Annotated in this window: 10 protein-coding genes; all 10 read left to right on the forward strand. The window is 72.9% G+C overall.

Annotated features, from left to right (window positions below; translation table 11 throughout):
- The first annotated feature begins 483 nt into the window (after nucleotides 1–483).
- The 10 genes from ACIP93_RS18975 (at nucleotide 484) to ACIP93_RS19020 (ending at nucleotide 19,856) form a co-directional block, all read left to right on the forward strand.
- Nucleotides 484–1,389 carry a glycoside hydrolase family 19 protein gene (locus tag ACIP93_RS18975; protein WP_380837499.1) on the forward strand — a complete coding sequence of 302 codons (906 nt, stop codon included), beginning with the start codon at nucleotides 484–486 and terminating at the stop codon, nucleotides 1,387–1,389.
- A 570-nt stretch (nucleotides 1,390–1,959) separates the two neighbouring features.
- A complete protein-coding gene (locus tag ACIP93_RS18980) occupies nucleotides 1,960–2,199 on the forward strand; it encodes a hypothetical protein (RefSeq protein WP_401760377.1) in 240 nt (79 codons plus the stop codon).
- 177 nt (nucleotides 2,200–2,376) lie between these two features.
- Complete coding sequence (locus ACIP93_RS18985) at nucleotides 2,377–2,541, forward strand: hypothetical protein (RefSeq protein WP_401760379.1); 165 nt, start codon at nucleotides 2,377–2,379, stop codon at nucleotides 2,539–2,541.
- Nucleotides 2,542–3,983: 1,442 nt separating this feature from the next.
- Entirely contained in the window at nucleotides 3,984–5,273 is a 1,290-nt protein-coding gene (locus tag ACIP93_RS18990) for an MFS transporter (protein ID WP_345219714.1), read from the forward strand.
- Complete coding sequence (locus tag ACIP93_RS18995) at nucleotides 5,212–9,000, forward strand: amino acid adenylation domain-containing protein (protein ID WP_401760382.1); 3,789 nt, start codon at nucleotides 5,212–5,214, stop codon at nucleotides 8,998–9,000. The genes ACIP93_RS18990 and ACIP93_RS18995 overlap by 62 nt, the downstream gene beginning before the upstream one ends.
- Nucleotides 9,001–9,226: 226 nt before the next feature.
- The gene (locus ACIP93_RS19000) at nucleotides 9,227–14,263 is read left to right on the forward strand and encodes an amino acid adenylation domain-containing protein (protein WP_401760383.1); all 5,037 of its coding nucleotides are present in this window, start codon (nucleotides 9,227–9,229) and stop codon (nucleotides 14,261–14,263) included.
- Between the two features lies 1 nt (nucleotide 14,264).
- Nucleotides 14,265–14,978 (forward strand): alpha/beta fold hydrolase, encoded by a 714-nt coding sequence (locus ACIP93_RS19005; RefSeq protein WP_345219717.1) that lies wholly within the window; start codon nucleotides 14,265–14,267, stop codon nucleotides 14,976–14,978.
- Nucleotides 14,975–15,853: an SDR family oxidoreductase gene (locus ACIP93_RS19010; RefSeq protein ID WP_401760386.1), complete on the forward strand. Its 879-nt coding sequence runs from the start codon at nucleotides 14,975–14,977 to the stop codon at nucleotides 15,851–15,853. The genes ACIP93_RS19005 and ACIP93_RS19010 overlap by 4 nt, the downstream gene beginning before the upstream one ends.
- 26 nt (nucleotides 15,854–15,879) lie before the next feature.
- The gene (locus ACIP93_RS19015; protein ID WP_401760388.1) at nucleotides 15,880–18,648 is read left to right on the forward strand and encodes an amino acid adenylation domain-containing protein; all 2,769 of its coding nucleotides are present in this window, start codon (nucleotides 15,880–15,882) and stop codon (nucleotides 18,646–18,648) included.
- Nucleotides 18,645–19,856: an acetyl-CoA carboxylase biotin carboxylase subunit family protein gene (locus ACIP93_RS19020; RefSeq protein ID WP_401760391.1), complete on the forward strand. Its 1,212-nt coding sequence runs from the start codon at nucleotides 18,645–18,647 to the stop codon at nucleotides 19,854–19,856. Before ACIP93_RS19015 ends, ACIP93_RS19020 begins: the two co-directional genes overlap by 4 nt.
- Nucleotides 19,857–20,165 lie beyond the last annotated feature (309 nt).

The raw sequence follows: 20,165 nt of genomic DNA on the forward strand, positions 1-20,165 counted from the left end.
CCGCAGCGGGCTAACCGGCCTGCGCATTCCGCTGGGCCCGGTGCGTGCGTGTCCGCCCCCGATCCGGTGGGCGGGTGGCGCGTCGGACGTGGGCGAGGGGCCTGGGGCCGGATGCCCGGGCTCCGCACGGCTCTGCATTTCTCCGCACGGCTCTGCACGGCTCCGCGCGGCGGGGACCGCGCGCCGAACCGCCGTGACGCGGGTGCGTTTCCGTGCCCGCCGCGAGACCGTACGCGTCGCCGGCACCCGGCGTGCGACCGGCGCCGTCCGCGCTCGACGGCCGTACCGCGGCACGCCCCGCGTCGACGTCGCCCACGTGCCGGGCTCCTGTCGCGTCACCGCTTCCGGCGGCGCACCGGGCGGACACCGCATGCGGCGACCCTCTTTCCGCAATGGTCTGGACCTTGACAGGTCCAGACCATTGCGGAAGGCTCGGGGCCACTCTCCCCCCACTGAGGACGTGATGCCGTGTTACGCACGCCGATCTCCGCGAGGCGCTTCCCCCGACTCGTCGCCTCCCTCCTCGCCGCAGCCCTGCTCGCGGTGCTCTTCCCCCTCTTCGCCGCGACCACCGCGGCAGCCGCGAGCTGCGCCGCGGCCTGGAGCTCAGGCGCGGTCTACACCCAGGGCGCGACCGTCTCGCACGGCGGTCACAACTACCAGGCCAAGTGGTGGACCCAGGGCGAAACGCCCGGCTCCACCGGCCAATGGGGCGTCTGGGCCGACCAGGGCGCCTGCGGCGGCGGAGGCGGACAGGACCCCGACCCGTCCGGATTCATCGTCTCCGAGAGCCAGTTCAACCAGATGTTCCCGAACCGGAACAGCTTCTACACCTACGCGGGTCTGGTCGACGCGCTGAAGGCCTTCCCCGCGTTCACCAAGACCGGCAGCGACACCGTCCGACGACAGGAGGCCGCGGCCTTCCTCGCCAACGTCAACCACGAGACCGGCGGTCTGCGGTACGTCGTGGAGCAGAACACCGCGAACTACCCGCACTACTGCGACGCGGCCCAGCCTTACGGCTGCCCCGCCGGACAGGCCGCCTACTACGGCCGCGGCCCGATCCAGCTGAGCTGGAACTTCAACTACAAGGCGGCGGGCGACGCCCTGGGGATCGACCTGCTGCGCAACCCGTACCTCGTCGAGCAGAACCCGTCCATCGCCTGGCGGACCGGCCTGTGGTACTGGAACACGCAGAACGGACCGGGCACCATGACGCCGCACGACGCGATCGTCAACGGGCGCGGCTTCGGCGAGACCATCCGCTCGATCAACGGCTCCCTGGAGTGCGACGGACGCAACCCTGCGCAGGTCCAGAGCCGCGTCAACAGCTACCAGAGCTTCACGCAGATCCTGGGTGTCGCCCCGGGTTCCAACCTGAGCTGCTGACCGCACGGGCGGCGCCGACGCGACGCCCGCAGCGACAGGTCCCATGAAACAACCGGCGCCGCCGGAACACGAAGTCCGCACCGCGCGCTTCGTGTTCCGGCGGCGCCGATCGACGTGCCGTGCGCGAAATACGAACACGAACACGAACTCGTCACGACCCGCCGCCGAGTCCCGGCCTGGACCTCGTGCAGCCGCCGAACACCCGGGTGCACGGGCGGTTTACACACAGAACTGCGCCCCGTCCGCCGAACCCGGACATCGGCCGGCCTCCTCTTCCCGGCGGTCGCCCGACGTTCCGCACACCGCATGTGCCGGCATGCGCTGTGCACGGGTGCCCTGAGCCGCCGAGCGGGCACAGCACAGGGCGAGCGGGCGGTGCGGTCACCACAGGGCGGGCTTCCTGTGCCACCCGTTGGCCGCGGCGGCAGGCCCGCCCGCCCTGTTCGCGGCCGTACCGTCGGCCCGTACGGTCGTGAAACTCGCGGGAGCCGCCTGTCCGGCCTCCCTGGCCCGGGGCCTCCTGAAGCCCGGTGGCCGCTCGGCTGCCCCCCTCAGCGGGACCTGCCGCCGGTGTCCGACGCCCGCCTGTTCTCGATGGGCCTCCTCACCAAGCTGCCCGACCCCAAGCTCGCTCCCCTGTACGCCGCGCTGCTGCCGCAGTTCGTGGACGCACGGGCGGGCCGGGCCCGGACGCGGCTGCTCCCACTCGGCGTCTTCGCGCTGCGCACCGCCCTGTCCGACACCCCTGCCCCCGACGCCGCACGGCCCGGCTCCCTCGCAGGAGGCGTCGAGAGAATGGTCAAGGGGTGAAGAGATGGGAACGCGGGATGGTGAAGAGGTGAAGAGGCGAATGGTGAATCTCCGGTTTCGTCGGAAGACTGCGCTAATCGGCTGCCCGGTCATCCGTGAGCCGCCCTCACGTACCGATTCGCGCACCAGTTCTTTCCGTGCCCGCATTTCGCGAGTACGCGCCACGAGGCACCTCTCGTGACGGCCCGCACCGCGTCCGGCGTTCCGCCCCAGGTCGCGGGGCCGGTCGGAGGGAGCGCTCCCATCGTGCTGCGGGTCGTCGTCGCGGCCCGACTTCCGGTCCGCGAGGCCCCCGACCGGGCGCGCCCGGGGCGGCACGAGTCGGGCCCGGAGGCTCTGTGAAGTCGTGTTGCCGGGCGTGTCGCCCCGGTGAACGGGCCTGAATTCCACGGGAACCGGGTGGTCACCCACCCCCGGCGGCGGCCCGGACGACGCGATCGGCGACGCTTCGGGCACCACGGAGGAGCCGTACTCCTGGCGGGTGCGCGACGCCGCGCCGTCCGCCGGCCCGCCGCGCTTCGTCCCCCGCCGCGCCGCCGCACCCGTCCCGGGCGCAGTGAAGCACCGGGTCGTGCCGTCCGCGTCAACCGCCTTTGCCCTGTGGCATGTTGGCCCGCGTGCCGCCGGTTCCCCGTACCGATACGGGAAACGCAAACGCCCCCCGGCTCCCGGCAACCGGTGCTGGTCCGCTCGTACCGGGGCGGCGAACTCACGAAGAGCGACGAAAGGGCCCGGCGCCCCGGCTCCTCCCGGCTGCCCGCGCCGGCCTCGGGGCCCGTCCCGGCCCGGGTGGGCGTCCGCTTGCCGGACGCCCGGTCGGCCCACTCTGACGTTCCGCTGTCGACTTCCCGCAAAACGCGGTGTCACGGCGTGCGGGCGTCACTTTCGGTGTCGGCCGCCACCGCGGCCGAACGACGCCGGCCGCCCCGTGCGGCGCGACGGCGGCAGTGCGGCTTCGTCACGGAAAGGAACCGGCCCCGCCGGGCGAATTCCTTCGCCGTCACCCTTCGCAGGCGCGACATCGTAAAGATCGACGCAGGGCGTCCGTGCGCCGGTCCGGGAGTCCGTATGCGCATTCCTGGAGGGCGGTGTCAGCAATCGTTCCGACGCGGACACACCTCCGCGTCAACCCGGGAGTCCGCCTGCCGATTCGACCGTCTCGGTATTGCCCCGCCGTCCGCCCGGAGATGGGTGTGGAGGGCACCTTTCCGTCGCCGAAAGAGCGGTCAACACGCCAATCGGATCCCTCGGCCGACGGAAGGCCGACTTTCTCTCTTTCGGCCAGAGGCGGTCATCCGGAATCCACTCCGGTGGATGTCCGTTTTTGGGAGCCTACGTCATGCGATACCCCACCCTCAGGTCCCCCAGAGGGGCCTTCGCCGGGCGGTGAGGCACGCCCCGAAGGGCTCCTCCGGCTCTCTTCAAGGGCGAATCCAGCCAACCGGAACCTCTCATAAACCCTGCTTGACGCCCCCTGGGGGAGCTGTTAGAACAAGCGGCGGAAAACCTGCGTCGCCACTGGTGGCCGCAGAAGAGAAGTGGGGGCACTTCCTGGGGGACACGTACGGGAGTCGTCGGCAATTCCTGCCGACCGGACGTGTGAATTTGCAGACCAAACGCATTGAAGCCATTTTCTCCGTTGCTCTCGGAAGTGACGGGCACGCCTGGAGGCAGGTCGGAGAAAAGGCCTACTTATTTCGCACACCCAGCGCGGATGTGGCGTGTTCTGTGCGCTGCCCCGCCCGCTCTGCTCGCCAATTCCGGCCTACTGAACGGTGTGGAACGTGAAAGCATATTTGGCCATCCTGCGCATCGGTGACTACCGGTTGCTCTGGTCGGCCCTCGTCCTGAATCTCCTCGGGGACGGCGCCACCTACGCCGCTCTCGCGTGGATCACGCTGGAGAAGGCCGGGGCCGCGGGGCTCGGCGTTCTCGGCGTGTGTCTCACCCTCCCGGTGATCCTGGGCGGGGCCGTCGTCGGACCTCTTCTCGACCGGTTCTCCCGGCGCAAGCTCTTCATCTACGACTCGGTGTTCCGCGGCTTCGTGGTCGCGCTGATCCCGCTGCTCGCACTGATGGACGCGCTCCAGACCTGGCACCTGTACGTGGTGGCGCTGGTCTACGGGCTGCTCAAGATCATTCCTCTGGCGGGCACCCCCGCCGTGCTGCCCGAGATCGTTCCCGAGGACAAGCTGCAGGCCGCCTCCGGCCTGGAGGCCACCGCCATGGGCGCCGCCAACGTCGTCGGCCCGGCCCTCGGCGCCCTGCTGATCACCGCCTTCGGCGCGCCCCAGGTGCTCATCCTGGACGCCGTGACCTATCTGGTCTTCGCCTTCCTGATCAGCCGCATCAAGGCCCCGATGGGCCGGCCCGAACCGGTGGCCGAGCCCGGCGCCAAGGACGCCAGGCCCGGCTGGGGCCCGGTGTTCCGCCTCATCGTGCGCGACCGCTTCCTTCTCGTGCTCACCCTGGCCTTCGGCGCCTTCAACGTGTCGGCGGGCGCGCTCATCGTGGCGCTGCCCTGGCTCGCGAAGTTCGAGTTCGGCGGCGGCCCCGGAATCCTCGGCCTGATGCTGGCCGTCATGGCGGCGGGCGAGCTGATCGGCTCCCTCGTCTCGGGTGCGGTGCAGACCTCCGAACGGCAGATGCTCCGCATCGGCGTGCTCCAACTCCTCTCCGGTGCGGTGCTGTTCCTGCTCCTGCCGACCGCCCTGCCGTGGATCCTGCTCGGCCTCGCGCTCAACGGCATCCTCTCCGCGCCGATGACGGTGCTCGGCGGCGTGGTGCGCATGACCCGGGTGCCCAACGCGATGCGCGGCCGCGCCATGACGCTGATGCGCACGGTGATGGCCGGCTCCCTGCCCGCCGGTTCGGCACTCGGCGGCATGCTGCTGGCGGGCAGCCACTACAGCGCCCTGATCCTCGTGGTCTCCGCACTCGCCGCGGCCCCCGGCGTGCTGACCGTCGTCCTCTTCCGCAACACGCCGTTCCGGCTGGGGGTGACTGCAGCAGATGACCAGCGCGCCCAGCGGGACTCCGACCCCGACACCGACGCCGTCCGCGCCACGTCCTGACACCCGGGCCCCGGACGTCCGGATCCCCGGACAGCGGGTTCCCGGACTCCGGCCGGACACCGAAGGCGACGCCGCGTTCCTGATCGCCGACCGTCCCCGTACCCGGAAGTCCGCCCCGGGCCCCCTCGCCACCCTGCGGGTGCCCGGCGCGGGTGGACCGACGGCCCTCGCGGCTCTCGCGATCCTGCTGCACCGCCACACCGGGCAGTCCCGGCTGCTCCTCGACATCGGTACGGACCGGGGCGACGGGGGCGCGCTGACCCTGACGGTGGACCCGGACGAGCCCGTCGCCGCCCTGCTGGCCAGGACGGTCCAGGCCCGGCCGCAGGGGGCCGCCGCCGGCGCCCCCGTACGGTTCGAGCAGGCTCCGCGCACCGGTGCCGACGGCTCGTACGAAACCCCTGAGGGACCGTACGAACTGCTCGTGACGTGCGACGGCCGCGATCTGCTCCTCGGCTACCGCACCTCCCTCTTCGAGGAGGACACCGCCGCTCGCCTCGCACGGCAACTCCTGTTGATCACCGCTTTCCTGACGGAGGATCCGCTGGGCGCGACCGGTGACGTGGACCTGTTGGACGAGGACGAGCGGGAACAGGCGCTCAAAGCCTTCAACGACACCGCGCGCCCCTACCCCGACTCCGCCACGGTGCACGGTCTGTTCACCGAGCAGGCCGCACGGACCCCCGGCGCCATGGCCGTCAGCTGGCGGTCAGGGCAGTTGACGTACCGTCAACTCGACCTTTTGTCCGATGAGTTGGCGCGGAGCATCATGGCCTCCGGGGCGCGGCCCGGTGACCGGGTGGGGCTGCGCACCGGGCGCACGCCCGATTTCGTGACCGGCGCCCTGGGCATCCTCAAGGCGGGCTGCGCCTATGTGTCGCTGGAGCCCGACCTCCCCGCCGAACGCGTCGCCTGGCTGCTGTCGGACGCGTCCGTGCGGATCCTGGTCACGGCCGGCGACCTGCCGGTGGACCTCCCCTTCGACGGCACGGTCCTCACTCCCGCCTCCGAGACCGTCGACGGGACCGCCCGCCCCGGCGGCGCCGGGGTGCCGGTGACCGCGCACGACCTGGCGTACGTCTGCTACACCTCGGGCACCACCGGCAAGCCCAAGGGCGTCGAGGTCGTCCACCGCAACGTCGTGCGCCTGGTGAAGAACGCCGAGTACGTGCACCTCGGTCCGGACGTCAGGATCCTGCCCACCGGCTCGACCGCCTTCGACGCGAACACCTTCGAGATCTGGGGAGCCCTGCTCAACGGCGGATCGCTGCGCCTGGTGGACAGCGACGTCGTCCTCGACGCCCGCGCACTGGGACGGGAGCTGGCCGAACACCGCGTCACGACGCTGTGGCTCACCTCGCCCCTGTTCAACCAGTTGGTGGAACAGGACGCGGGCCTCTTCGCCCCGCTGCGCGAACTGGTGGTGGGCGGGGACGCGCTGTCGCCGGTGCACGTGCGGAAGGCGATGGACGCCTGCCCCGGCGTGACGCTCGTCAACGGGTACGGGCCCACGGAGAACACCACGTTCTCCGTGACGCACCGGCTGGCACACGGGGACCTCGGGCGCATTCCGATCGGGCGGCCGGTCACCAACTCCACCGCGTACGTCCTGGACGTGCGGGGCCGGCCCTGCCCGGTCGGAGTGCCCGGCGAGCTGTGGCTCGGCGGGGACGGCGTCGCCCGCGGCTACCTGGGGCGTCCGGAACTGACGAAGGAACGTTTCGTCCCGGACCCCTTCGGGCCCCCGGGAGCCCGGCTCTACCGCAGCGGCGACCTGGCGCGCTGGCGCCCCGACGGGGTGATCGAGTTCCTGGGCCGGCGCGACCACCAGGTCAAGGTGCGCGGTTTCCGGGTCGAGCCCGCCGAGATCGAGACGGCCCTGCTCGCCCACCCCGACGTGGCGGAGGCCGTCGTCGTCGCCAGGACCCGGCCGAGCGGCGGGGACAAGTACCTGGTCGGCTACTACGCGGGCCCCTGCCCGCCCGATCCGCGCCACCTGCGCGACCTGCTCACGGCCGAGCTGCCGGGGCACATGGTGCCCTCCTACCTCGTGCCCCTGCCCGCTCTGCCGCTCAACCACACCGGCAAGGTGGACAGGGCCCGGCTGCCCGACCCCGACGGCGGGCACCTGCTCGCGGGGGCCGACTACCGGGCGCCCTCGGACGAGACCGAGCGCGCGGTCGTCGACCTCGCCGAACGGGCCCTGGGCATCACCGGCATCGGCGTCGGCCACGACCTGCGCGAACTCGGCGCGGACTCGCTCACCGCCACCCTGATCGCGGCGGGCGTGCAGGAACGGCTCGGCCGGCCCTGCCCGGTCAGCGTCGTACTGCGCGCCGGCACCCCCGCCCGGCTCGCGGAACTGCTCCGGCAGACCCCGCCCGGACTCGGCCACCGGCTGCCGCCCGCACCGGAGCAGGAGACGTACCCGCTGACCCCGCAGCAGCGCCAGCTCTACTTCGAACAGGTCAAGGACGGCCGGGCGGTGCACTACAACGTGCCGCTCAGCCTGGAGCTGCCCGCCGACACCGACCCGCAGCGACTGGCGCGGGCCCTGGCCGGCCTGGCCGCGCACCACGAGGCGCTGCGCACCCGGTTCGTCGTCGAGGACGGCGAGGTGCGCCAACGCGTCGAGCCGCACGTGGACGCCGAGGTGCGGGTCAGCGACGAACCCCCCGGCCCCGTCGCGGAGTTCGTACGCCCCTTCGACCTGGGACGCGCACCGCTCTGGCGGGCCGACGTGCACCGCACGCCGTCCGCGGTCGTGCTGCGGCTCGACCTGCACCACATCGTGGTGGACGGGTTCTCGCTCGCGCCCCTGCTGGAGGACCTGGCGACCCTGTACGGGGGAGGAGCGCCGCAGCCCGTGGCCACCCGCTACCGGGACTACGCGGCATGGCTGACCGGCCCGGCCGGCACCGCCCTGAGGGAGGCCCAGGAGCCGCACTGGCAGCAGGTCCTGGCCACGCCCGTCGACCCGGCTGACCTGCCGTCCGACACCGCCAGGCCCGCCCTGCGCGCACTCGACGGCGCCGTGACCGAGTCCGGGATCGGCCCAGGGCTCACCGCCGGGCTCCGTCGGCTGGCGCGGCAGGAGGGAGTGACGCTGTTCGCGGTGCTCGCCGCCGCGTACAGCGCCCTGCTCGCCTCGCTCAAGGGCGCCGAGGACATCACCGTCGGCACCCCCGTCTCCGGCCGCACCGCCCCCGGGCTGCACCGCACGGTCGGCATGTTCGCCAACACGGTCGTGCTGCGCACCGCCGCCACGCCCGACCTGTCCTTCGCCGCCTACCTGCGCCACCTCGCGGACGTCGCCGAGTCGGCCTTCGAACACCAGGACTTCCCCTTCGAGGACCTGGTCGCCGGGGCGGCCCCGGTGCGCGACTACAGCCGCACCCCGCTGTTCGACGCGTTCGTCGCGCTGCACAGCGGCCGCTACCTCGCGGTCGACTTCCACGGCGCCCGGGTCCCGGTGCGCCTGGAACAGACCGGCCAGGCCGTCTTCGACCTGGACCTCCAGATCTACGAAGTCGCCGGATCGCTGCGCACGGCCTGGCGGTACTCCCGCCGGCTGCTGCGTCCGGACACCGTGGACGCCTGGCGCGACGACTTCCTCCGGCTGCTGGAGACGGTCGCCGAGGACCCCTCGGTCACGCTCGGCACCCTTCTGCCCGCACTGCTCCGCGCGCAAGCCGCGCCCGGACCGGTACTCGACTTCGACTTCTGAACCCCGGCCGGCGCCCCCTTCCACCGCTCACCCGCACACCCCCCGCGCCGGGACACCTCAAGCCCGTGCACGGACCCCCGCACGTCGTACCCGTACGCATCACCCGCACCCCCCGCCCGCACGTCACGGGGCGCACGCCTCGCGCGCACGCCCCGCCACGTCGGCGGCCCGGCCACATCCGAACGGCTCCATCCGAACGGCTCACAGCTCAGTGCAGGAGAAACAGATGCCACTGCTCGACTCCGAGGCGACCAGCTCCGCTTCCCCCTCCGCGGCCACGTACTGGCGATCCCAGTTGGCCTCCCTCACGCAGACGCCCGGCTTCCTCCCCGACCTGCGGCCGCCCCGCACCGCCGCCGACCACCCGGCGCGTCCGGAGCACGGCACCCATGCCGTACGCCTCGGCACCACGCTCACCGAACGGCTCGACCGGATCAGCCGCGACCAGCCCGAGCTGCTCTCCGTCGTCCTCACCGCCGCCCTCGTGGCCCTGCTCGCCCGGTACACCGGCGAGGACGACGTGACGGTGTGCCGGCCGACCCGGGGCGCCGCCCCCGAGTTCGCGGGCGGCCCGCTGCCGCTGCACGTCACCGCGGGCGGCACCCTGAAGGAACTCCTGGGCCGGGTGGCGGCCGCCGCCCGCACGGCGGAGCAGCACCAGAACCACGCGGTCGCGGCCCTCGCCGCCGAACTGGGCCACACCGACGCCTTCGCCGTCGCGGTGAACCTCGACGGGTACCACGACACCCCCGACACCACCCGCGACGGCATCCGCCTCACCGCCTCCCGCGACGGCGCGGAACTGATCGTCACCGTCTCCTACGACACCACCCGCTACGCCGCCGCCTCCGCCGAGCGCATCGGCGCGCACTACGCCCTGCTCCTGGAGAAGTCCGCGAACGCCCCGGACGCCGACCTCGCCGGGCTCGACCTGCTGACGGCCGACGACGAGGCGGTGACCGCCGCGAGCAACGCCACCGCACACCCCTTCGACGCCGAGGCCACCCTGCACGGCCTGTTCGCCGCACAGGCCGCGCGCACCCCCGACGCGCCCGCCCTGCTCACCGACGAACTGACCCTCTCGTACGCGCAACTCGACGCCCGCGCCAATCAGTTGGCCCGCACTCTGCGCGCACGCGGCGTCGGCCGGGACACGATCGTCGCCCTGGTGGCCGAACGCTCCCCGGAGATGATCACGGCGATCCTGGCCGTCCTGAAGGCGGGCGGCGCCTACCTGCCCATCGACCCGTCGTACCCGCAGGCCCGCATCGACTACCTGCTCACCGACAGCGCGGCCTCCCTCGTCCTCCACCAGGCCCGCTTCGCCGGCCTGCTCGGCGAGGTCCCCGGCCTCGACCTCGACGACGCGGCGTCGTACGCGGCCGACTCCACCGCCCCCGCACCGGCACCCGCGGCGGACTCCGGCCCCACGGACACCGCCTACGTCATCTACACCTCGGGTTCGACGGGCCGCCCCAAGGGCGTCCTGGTGGAGCACCGCAGCGCGGTCAACCGGCTCACCTGGATGCAGCGCGCCTACCCGATCGGCCCCCGGGACGTGATCCTGCAGAAGACGTCGATCTCCTTCGACGTGTCGGTGTGGGAGCTGTTCTGGTGGTCGTTCACCGGTGCGGCGCTCGCCCTGCCCGCGCCCGGCGTGGAGAAGGACCCGGCAGCGCTCGTCGCCGCCCTGGACCGGCACAAGGTCACCACCACGCACTTCGTGCCGTCGATGCTCACCATGTTCCTCGGCCACCTCGCCCGCTTCGGCGACGGCACCGCGCCCGGCGCGCTGCGCCAGGTCTTCGCCAGCGGCGAGGCACTGGGCACCGCGCAGGCGCAGAAGTTCGGCGAACTCCTCCCGCAGGCACGCCTGATCAACCTCTACGGCCCGACCGAGGCCACCGTCGACGTCACCCACCAGCCCGTCGAGAACCTGGACGCCGTGGCCCGGCTGCCCATCGGACGGCCGATCGACAACATCCGGCTGTACGTCCTGGACGCGGCCGGACGACAGACCCCCGTCGGCATTCCCGGCGAACTCCACGTCGCGGGGGTGGGCGTGGCCCGCGGCTACCTGGGCCGCCCCGAGCTGACCGCCGAGAAGTTCGTCACCGGCGACGCGGTGCGCGAGGCGACCGGCGAGGAGCGGCTGTACCGCACCGGTGACCGGGCGCGCCGGCTGCCCGACGGCACGATCGACTACCTGGGCCGGGTCGACCTCCAGGTCAAGGTGCGCGGCTTCCGCGTGGAGCCGGGCGAGATCGAGGAGCGGCTGCGCACCCACGACGCGGTGCGGGAGACGGCGGTGGTCGCCGTGGACGACGGCTGGCAGACCTCGCTGCGCGGTTTCGTCGTCCTGGACGGCGAGGCGAGTGAGGCACAGCTCAAGGACCACGTACGGGCCGCACTGCCGGAGTACATGGTGCCGGGCCGGGTGGTGTCCGTGGCCGCACTGCCGCTCACCCCGAACGGCAAGCTGGACCGGGCCGCCCTGCGCCGCCCCGAGGCACTGCGCAAGCAGGCCCCCGCGCACGTCGCCCCGCGCAACGCCCGCGAGGAGACCCTGGCGGAGATCTGGAAGGCGGTGCTGGGCCGCGAGAAGGTCGGCGTCCACGACAACTTCTTCGCCCTGGGCGGCAACTCCATCCACTTCGTCTCCGTACTCGCCAAGTCCCGCGCGGCAGGACTGGACTTCACCTTCCAGCAGCTCTTCAAGCACCAGACGATCGCCCTCCTCGCCGACTCGATCGCAGCCGAACAGGAGAGCGCGACGGTCGCCGAGGACGTCGCCGCACGCGGCGCGTTCCAGCCGTTCGAGCTGATCGGCGACGCCGACCGGGCCCTGCTCCCCGAGGACGCGGAGGACGCCTACCCGCTGTCGATGCTCCAGGCCGGCCTGATCTTCCAGACGGAGGTCACCGGCGGCCTCGGCCAGTACCACGACGTACTCAGCTACTCGATCACCGGCGGCTTCGACGCCGAGGCGTTCACCGAGGCGGCGCGGCTGCTGACGCGCCGGCACCCGATCCTGCGCACCACCTACCACCTCACCGGCTACAGCGAGTTCCTCCAGATCGTGCACAAGGAGGTGCCCACCCCGCTGACCGTCGACGACCTGCGCCACCTCGACGCCGACGCGCAGGAGGCCTGGCACGAGGACTGGCTGGCGGCCGAGAAGGCCCGCCGCTTCGTGTGGGAGGAGGGCGGCCTGGTCACCCTGCACGTGCAGGTGCTCAGCGACGACCTGTACCGGTACACCGTCAGCCAGCACAACTCCGCGCTCGACGGCTGGTCGATCTCCCTGCTGCACACCCAGCTCTTCGAGCTGTACCACCAGGTGCGCGAGGGCCGCGACACCACCCGGCCCGCCGTCGACAACCACCTGCGCAACTTCGTCGGCCTGGAGACCGAGGCACTGCGCTCGCCCGCCTCCCGGGACTTCTGGCTGGACGTGCTGGCGGACGCCGACCCCGCCGACGTACCGCCGAAGCCGGGTGCGGTGGCCACCGACGACTTCAAGGTCGTGCTGCGCGACGTACCCCTGCCGGCGGGGCTGACCGAGCGTGTCATGGCGACCGCCGACGCCCTGTCGGTGCCGTTCAAGGACGTCCTGCTGGCCGCGCACATGAAGGTGCTGGGGCTGGTCTCCGGCCGGCAGCGGGTGATGACCGGCTACGAGCACAGCGGGCGCCCCGAACTGCCGGGCGCGGAGACGACGCTGGGCCTGCACCTGAACTCCGTGCCGTTCCGGATCGACCTGAGCGGCGGGAGCTGGGCGGACCTCGTCCGCCGGGTCTACCGCGCCGAGCTCGACCTGCTGCCGCACCGCCGCTACCCGATGGCGAAGATGAAGCAGGACCTCGCCACGCAGCGCACCCTGTTCGAGACGACGTTCAACTTCACCCACTTCTACCTGCTGAAGAACCTCCAGGAACTGCCCGAGTTCTCGCTGCTGGACATGCGGGTCGACTCCGAGACGGAGTTCCCCTTCCGTACCGAGTTCTCCCGGCACTTCTTCGACGACGAGGTGCGGCTGTGCCTGCACTACCACACGCACCTCTACGACGAAGAGCAGATCGACCGCATCGGCGGCTACTTCGTGCGCGTACTGGAGCTGATGGCGAGCGAACCCGACTCCCCGCACGAGGCCCGGCAACTGCTCGCCGACGAGGACCTGGCACTGCTCGGCCGCACCCCGGCCGAGGAGCCCGCGGCCCCGGTGGCGGGCAGTGCGGGAACGGCATCGGAGGAGACCGTCGCCCGCATCCGCACCGCCTGGCAGAGCGTGCTCGGTCTCGCCGCCCAGGACATCGGCGCGGACGACGACTTCTTCGCGCTCGGTGGCAACTCGCTGTCCGCGCTGCGCGTCGTCCTGGAACTGGACGGCCTGGTCACCCTCTCCGACCTCACCCGGGTCTCCCGGCTCACCGCACTCGCCGCGCTCGTCGAGGCACGCGGCCAGGACGAGGCCCCCGAGGAACTGCTGCACCTGCTCAGCTCCCGGGCCGAGGGCGCCAGGGCGGCCGTGGTGTGCGTGCCCTACCCCTGCGGGCACCCGGTGAACTTCAAGCCGCTCGCCGAGCAGATCGAGAAACTCGACCCGACGCTGGCGGTGTACGGCCTTGAGCCGCCCGGCCACGCCCCCGGCAGCTCCGCGGAGTTCACGGACGTACGGGAGACGGCGGCGCGCACCGCCGACGAGATCGAGCGCAAGGCCGACCTGCCGCTGATCCTGTGGGGACACTGCGGCGGCGCGGCCGTCACCGTGGAACTGGCCCGGGTGCTGGAGGACCGGGGCTTCGACCTGCGGCACGTGTTCATCGGCTCCAAGCTGCTGCCGCCCGCCACGGACATGCAGGAGTCGATCGACATGATCGAGACCTGGTCGGACGACCAGATCATCTCCTACATGGTCGAGGAGACCGGCTACAGCGAGCTGGACGGCCTCGACCACCGCTACACCGCGTTCATGGGCCGCCTCTTCCGGCACGACGTCTGCGGCGGTTACCGCTACTTCATCGGCGTGACCGAGGACGAGCCCGACTGGCGGATCCAGGCGCCCGTCACGGCCGTCGTCGCCGCCGACGACAAGGGCCTCGCCCACGCCAAGGACGAGTTCCGCTGCTGGGAGCGCGTCGCCGCGCAGGTGAACTACCTCGAACTCGACGGCGGCGGCCACTACTTCGTGCGCGGCAACCCCGCCGGCACCGGTGAACTGATCGTGCGGGCGTGGGCGTCCGCCGCCGAGTTGGAGGGCTGACATGCAGATCCCCGTCCTGTGCTTCCCGTTCGCCGGAGCCGGAGCCTCCGCGTTCCGCCGCTGCCAGGAGTACGGCAGCGACACCGTCCAGATCGTCCCCGTACAGCTCCCGGGCCGTGAGGAGCGGTTCGGCGAGCCGCTGTACACCGACGTCGTCACCGCCGTCGACGACCTGCTGCCCACCGTCCTCGACCAGGTCGCGGGCAGCCCGTCCGTCGCCCTGTTCGGGCACAGCCTCGGCGCGGTCCTGGCGTACGAGATGGCCCACCGGATCAGCGCGCTCGGCGCCCCCGAGGTCGTCAAGCTCTTCGTCAGCGGCTCGCCCGGGCCTTGGACGCAGCGCGAGATCCGGGCCGGCGGCCTGTCCGACGACGCGTTCCTCAAGCAGGTGCAGGAGTTCGCCGGGTACACCCACCCCGCCCTGGAGCACCCCGACCTGCGGGAGATGCTGCTGCCCCCGCTGCGTGCCGACGTGGAGATGCACGAGGCCTACCGCGCCCCGTCCGAGGTGCCGCTCGGTGTGCCGGTCGTCTCCATCCGCGGCGAGGTCGACGAGCTCGTGGACCGCGCCCAGGCCCGCGAGTGGGACGCCGCGACCACCGCCGGGGTGCGTCAGGTGGAGTTGCCCGGCGGGCACATGTACCTCGTGGACTCGCCCGCCGACCTCGTCCGTCTCCTCGACCAGGAGCTGGCCGCGCAGGGGGTGGGCCGATGAGCACCCTGCTCAGCCCCGCTCCGTACGGCTCGCCCCCGCTCACCGCCGCGCCTCTCGCGGGCCGGACGGCGCTCGTCACGGGTGCGGCCCGTGGCATCGGCCGGGCGTGCGCTGTGGCGTTCGCCCGTGCCGGGGCCGATCTGGTGCTGACCGACATCGGCGCGGACCTCGACGGCGTCCCCTACCCGCTGGGCACGGCCGGGCAGTTGGAGCACACCGCCCGGCTGTGCCGCGAGGAGGGGGACGGCTCGGTCCTCACGGTCACCGCCGACGTCCGTGACCTCGCCGAGGTACGCGCCGTGGTGGACGGTGCGCTCGACCGGTTCGGCCGCGTGGACGTGCTGCTCAACAACGCCGGGATCGCCGCTCCCTCCGGCCGGACGGTCCATGACATCTCGCCCGACGAGTGGGACCTGATGCTCGACGTGGACGTCTCCGGCGCGTGGCGGATGATCCGTGCCGTGGGCGCGGCGATGACCGTGCAGCGGGCGGGCAGCGTCATCAACGTGGCGTCCACCGCGGGGCTGGTCGGTTACCGGCACTTCGCCGGCTACGTCACCGCCAAGCACGCCCTGGTCGGCCTCACGAAGGCGGCGGCCCTGGACCTCGCTCCTTTCGGGGTGCGGGTCAACGCCCTGTGCCCCGGTTCGGTGCGGGACGACGACGCGGCCGAGGGGCGGATGCTCACCGAGATCGCCCGGTCGCTGGAGGTGCCCGTGGAGGAGCACGAGGAGACCTTCGTGGCCGCCCAGCCGATGAACCGGCTGATCGAGCCCGAGGACGTCGCGGGAGCAGCCGTGTGGCTCGCCTCGGACACCTCCCGCCAGGTGACGGGCTCCACCGTCACCGTCGACGGCGGGTTCACGAGCCGATGAGCGCCCGAGTGCACGAGGGGAAGACGATGAACGACACGGGAAGACTGTGCCAGGCACTCGCGCTGCGGGTGCACACCGGCGCCGACCCCGATCGGCTGCGCCGGAACCTGGCGCGGAGCGTGGAGGGGCTGCGGCTGTGGGTGGAGGACGTGCCCGCCGCGGCCGACTCCCGGGCCGCCGCACGCCGCCGGGAGCAGGAGCTGTCCCGGCCCGCCGACCCGCGCACCGGCCCCGGCCTGCGGACGGTGCTGCTGCGCTACGACGACGGGGCGGCGGACCTGGTGGTGGTCGCCCACCGGGCGGTGCTGGCCGACCCCTACGACCTGGTGCAGGCGCTGCTGGTGGAACCGGCCAGGCCCGCCCCCGTGCCGGAGGAGCTCGGTGAGCGTCTGCGCACCGCGCTCTCCGCGCTCGACCGCGCCGACGCCCCCGCGTGGGGGCTCGGCACCCCGGGTGCCACGACGTCCGGCCGGCACCGCTTCTCGGTGCCGGCCGCCGGCGGCGCACCCGCGTCGCTCACGCTCACAGCGGCGCTCGGCCTGGTCCTCGCCCGCTGCACGGGCCGCGAGGAGGTGAGCGTCGGTGTGGACGCGCTGACCACGCTCACCTTCACGGTCGACCCGTCGGCGACGGTGGCGCACTACCTGGAGCAGGTGGCGCGGGCCGCGCCCGTCACCGGCCGGGCGCCGCTGGCGGGCCTGGTCACCACCCAGGCGCCCGAGGCGCTGACGGGGGAGGGGCTGAAGGCCGAACCGCTGGCCCACCTGGCGTTCCTGGACCCGGTGCACGCCCTGTCGGTGCACGTGGCCGACGACGGCTCCACGGTCCTGGAGGGTCTGGTCCACCACCGGCACGCCGCGTTCGGTGACGAGGCGGTCGCCTGGCTGACCGGCATGCTGGTCACCGCACACCGCGCACTGACCACCGCGGACCCGGCGGCCCCGCTCGCCTCGGTCCCGCTCTTCGACGCCGAGCAGGTGCGCGCACTGGCCGCGCTGGGCGGCCTCGGGCGTGCGCCCGAGGTGCCGGACGAACGCATCGAGCAGGTGGTACGGGCACGGGCCGACCGTACTCCGGACGCACCGGCCGTCTCGTACGACGGCAACGAGCTGACCTATCGTCAACTCGTGGACTGGGCAGACCAGTTCGCGGCTTCCCTGCGTGACCTGGGGGTCGTGCCCGGTGACCGGGTGGGCGTCTGCCTGGACCGCTCGCTCGACCTGGTGGTGGTGCTTCTCGCGGTCCTGACCGCCGGAGGCACTTATGTGCCGATGGACCCGGCCTACCCGGCCGAACGCCTCGCGTACACCAGCGAGGACGCCGAACTCACCCTGGTGGTCACCGACTCACCGGACTTCCCGCGACGCGAGGGCGTGCGCACGGTACGCCCCGACGCGCTCGCGGCGGGGGACCGGGCCGCCTTCGTCCCGGCCGACCTGCGCTCCGACGCGGCGGCGTACGTCATCTACACCTCCGGCTCCACCGGCCGGCCCAAGGGTGTCGTCGTCCCGCACCGCAACGTGGGCGCACTGCTGGAGGCCACGCGCGAGGACTTCGGCCTCGGCGGCGACGACACCTGGACGCTCTTCCACTCCAGCGCCTTCGACTTCTCCGTGTGGGAGATCTGGGGCTGCCTGATGACCGGCGGACGCCTGGTCGTGGTCCCGTACTGGGCCTCGCGCGATCCCGCACAGTTCGCCGCTCTGCTCGACGCCGAGCAGGTCACCGTCCTCAGCCAGACACCCAGCGCGTTCGCCCAACTGGCCGCCACCGACGCGGAGAAGCGGGTGTCGGACTCGGTGCGCCTGGTGGTCTTCGGCGGGGAACCGCTGGACACCCGCCCGCTGCGGCTGTGGCTGGACCGGCACCCCGAGAGTGTGTGCCGCCTGGTCAACATGTTCGGGATCACCGAGACGACCGTCCACGTCACCGCGCAGACCGTCACCCGCCGCGAGGCCCTCCAGGGCTCGCGCTCGGTCGGCGCCCCGCTGCCGGGCTGGCACCTGTACGTCCTGGACCCCGAGGGCCGCGAGGTGCCCCCCGGCGTCGCCGGCGAGATCTACGTCGGCGGCCTCGGGGTGGCCGGGCAGTACCTGGGCCGCCCGGAGCTGACCGCCCAGCGCTTCCTGCCCGACCCGCACGCGGCGGGCCTGATGTACCGCAGCGGCGACCGCGGGCGGCTGCTGCCCGACGGCCGCCTGGAACACCTGGGCCGTCTCGACAACCAGGTCAAGCTGCGCGGCTTCCGCATCGAGCTGGACGAGATCCGGGCCCGGCTGCTCGACGCGCCGGGCGTGGGGGCCGCCGCGGTCGTCCTGCGCCAGGGCGCCGACACGGACGACACGGCGGGCGCGCGCCTGGACGGGTACGTCGTGTTCGGCGACCCCTCGGCCGGCGACACCGAGGAGGTGCGGCGGCACGCCGCCCGCTTCCTGCCCGAGCACATGCTGCCCGCCACCCTCACCGCTCTGCCCGCGCTCCCGCTCACTCCCAACGGCAAGGTCGACACGGCACGCCTGCCTGAGCCGCTCACCCGCGACGACGCGGCAGCGGACCTGCCCATCGGCGACGACACCGTCTCTCGGCTGCGCGCGGTGTGGGAGAAGGTGTTCGGCTTCCGGGTCACTCCGGAGGACGACTTCTTCACCCTGGGCGGCAACTCGCTGCTGAGCGTGCGGCTGCTGGCCGCGGTACGGGCGGCGGGCCTGCCCCCCTTCCCGCTTCCGCAGCTCTACCTGCACCGCACCGTGCGCGCGCTCGCCGCGCACCTGGACACCCTGGGGGCCCGGTCATGACGCTGCTGCTGGTCGGTGCGGGATCCCAGGCGTACCGCGAGTATTTGCTGCGGTCCGTCGCCGCACAGTACGAGATCCACCTCCTGGCCGACCGGGAACCCCTGTGGGAGACCCCCTACCTGACCGGGCACACCGTCCTGGACACCACGGACGTCGCCGCGATGGCCTCCGCCGTCCGGCACCTGACCTGCCAGGGCGTGATGACCTGGGACGACACCAGGGTCGTGCACACCGCCGAACTGGCCCGTCTGCTGGGGCTGCCCGGCAGTGAGCCCGAAGCCATGCTCCGCTGCCGCGACAAGCGGGCCACCCGCGAGGCGCTGCGCGAGGCCGGAGTGCCACAGGCCCGCTCCGAGCTGGCCGCCTCGCTTCCGCAGGCGCGGGCGGCGGCCGCCCTGGTGGGCTACCCGCTGGTCCTCAAACCCCGGGCGCTGAACGCGAGCACGGGCGTGGTGAAGGTGGACGCCCCCGACCGGCTCTCTGCCGGGTTCCGGCTGGCCCGCGGGGCGAAGGCGCCCGGCGCGGTCGAGGTGGCGCCGGGCGACGTACTGGTCGAGGAGTACCTGGACGGGCCGGAGATCAGCTTCGACGCCGCCTGGCACGAGGGCCGCATGCACCCGGCGTTCGTCGCCCGCAAGGAGTGCGGCTTTTCCCCGTACTTCGAGGAGACGGGCCACCTCGTCGACGCGGGCGACCCCCTCCTCACCGACCCCGCCGTCCTGGACGTGGTGGCCGCCGCCCACGCGGCGGTCGGCTTCACCACGGGCTGGACGCACACCGAACTGCGCCTGACGGCGCAGGGCCCCAAGGTCGTCGAGATCAACGCGCGGATCGGCGGGGACCGCATCCCCGACATCGGACGCCTCGCCCTGGGCGTCGACGCGGCCCTGGTCGCGGCCCGGGTGGCGTGCGGCACCGCCCCCGACCTCGCCCCGGACCGCCACCGGGTGGCAGGCGTCCGCTTCCACTACCCGGAGGCGGACTGCATCGCCCGCCAGGTGGTGATCGACGCCCGCGCCCTGCCCGCCCCGGTGGAGACGGCCCTCGCCATCGCCCTCCCCGGCCAGGAACTGCGCCTGCCGCCGCACGGCCACGTCTCCAGCCGCTACGCACTGGTGACAGCGGCCGCGGCGACGGAGGCCGAGTGCCGGGCGGCGCTGGACAAGGCAGCGGGGGCGGTGCGGCTGGAGGTGCTCAAGAAGCTCTGAGGCAATCCGCGGACCCGCCCTGTCCCGAGACGCCGAGCCGGCGAAGACCCCGCCGGCTCGGCCCCCGGACGGGGCGGCCGTACTCACGGCTCTCGCCACCCGGCCCACCCCGGCGGCAGCGGCACCGTCGTCCCTTCCTGTCGTCCTGTCGGCCGTCTTCGGCAACGAACCGCATCGGCTGGGTGGGCCCACCGGCCGACCCGAGACGCTCGCGGCCCGCACGTCACCCTCCACCGGCTCCGCTCGCCGCGCACGCGCCACGAGCGGGCAGCCACCACTGGGCGAACGGGCAACCGGTGGGCCCGACGT

The organism is Streptomyces sp. NPDC088745 (assembly GCF_044751045.1).
GTDB lineage: Bacteria > Actinomycetota > Actinomycetes > Streptomycetales > Streptomycetaceae > Streptomyces > Streptomyces cremeus.

What these genes read in the sequence shown, in the direction of transcription:
- ACIP93_RS19015 (WP_401760388.1), top strand. Translation starts at nt 15,880, where the DNA reads ATGAACGACACGGGAAGACTGTGCCAGGCACTCGCGCTGCGGGTGCAC.
- ACIP93_RS19000 (WP_401760383.1), top strand. Translation starts at nt 9,227, where the DNA reads ATGCCACTGCTCGACTCCGAGGCGACCAGCTCCGCTTCCCCCTCCGCG.
- ACIP93_RS18995 (WP_401760382.1), top strand. Translation starts at nt 5,212, where the DNA reads ATGACCAGCGCGCCCAGCGGGACTCCGACCCCGACACCGACGCCGTCC.
- ACIP93_RS19005 (WP_345219717.1), top strand. Translation starts at nt 14,265, where the DNA reads ATGCAGATCCCCGTCCTGTGCTTCCCGTTCGCCGGAGCCGGAGCCTCC.
- ACIP93_RS19020 (WP_401760391.1), top strand. Translation starts at nt 18,645, where the DNA reads ATGACGCTGCTGCTGGTCGGTGCGGGATCCCAGGCGTACCGCGAGTAT.
- ACIP93_RS19010 (WP_401760386.1), top strand. Translation starts at nt 14,975, where the DNA reads ATGAGCACCCTGCTCAGCCCCGCTCCGTACGGCTCGCCCCCGCTCACC.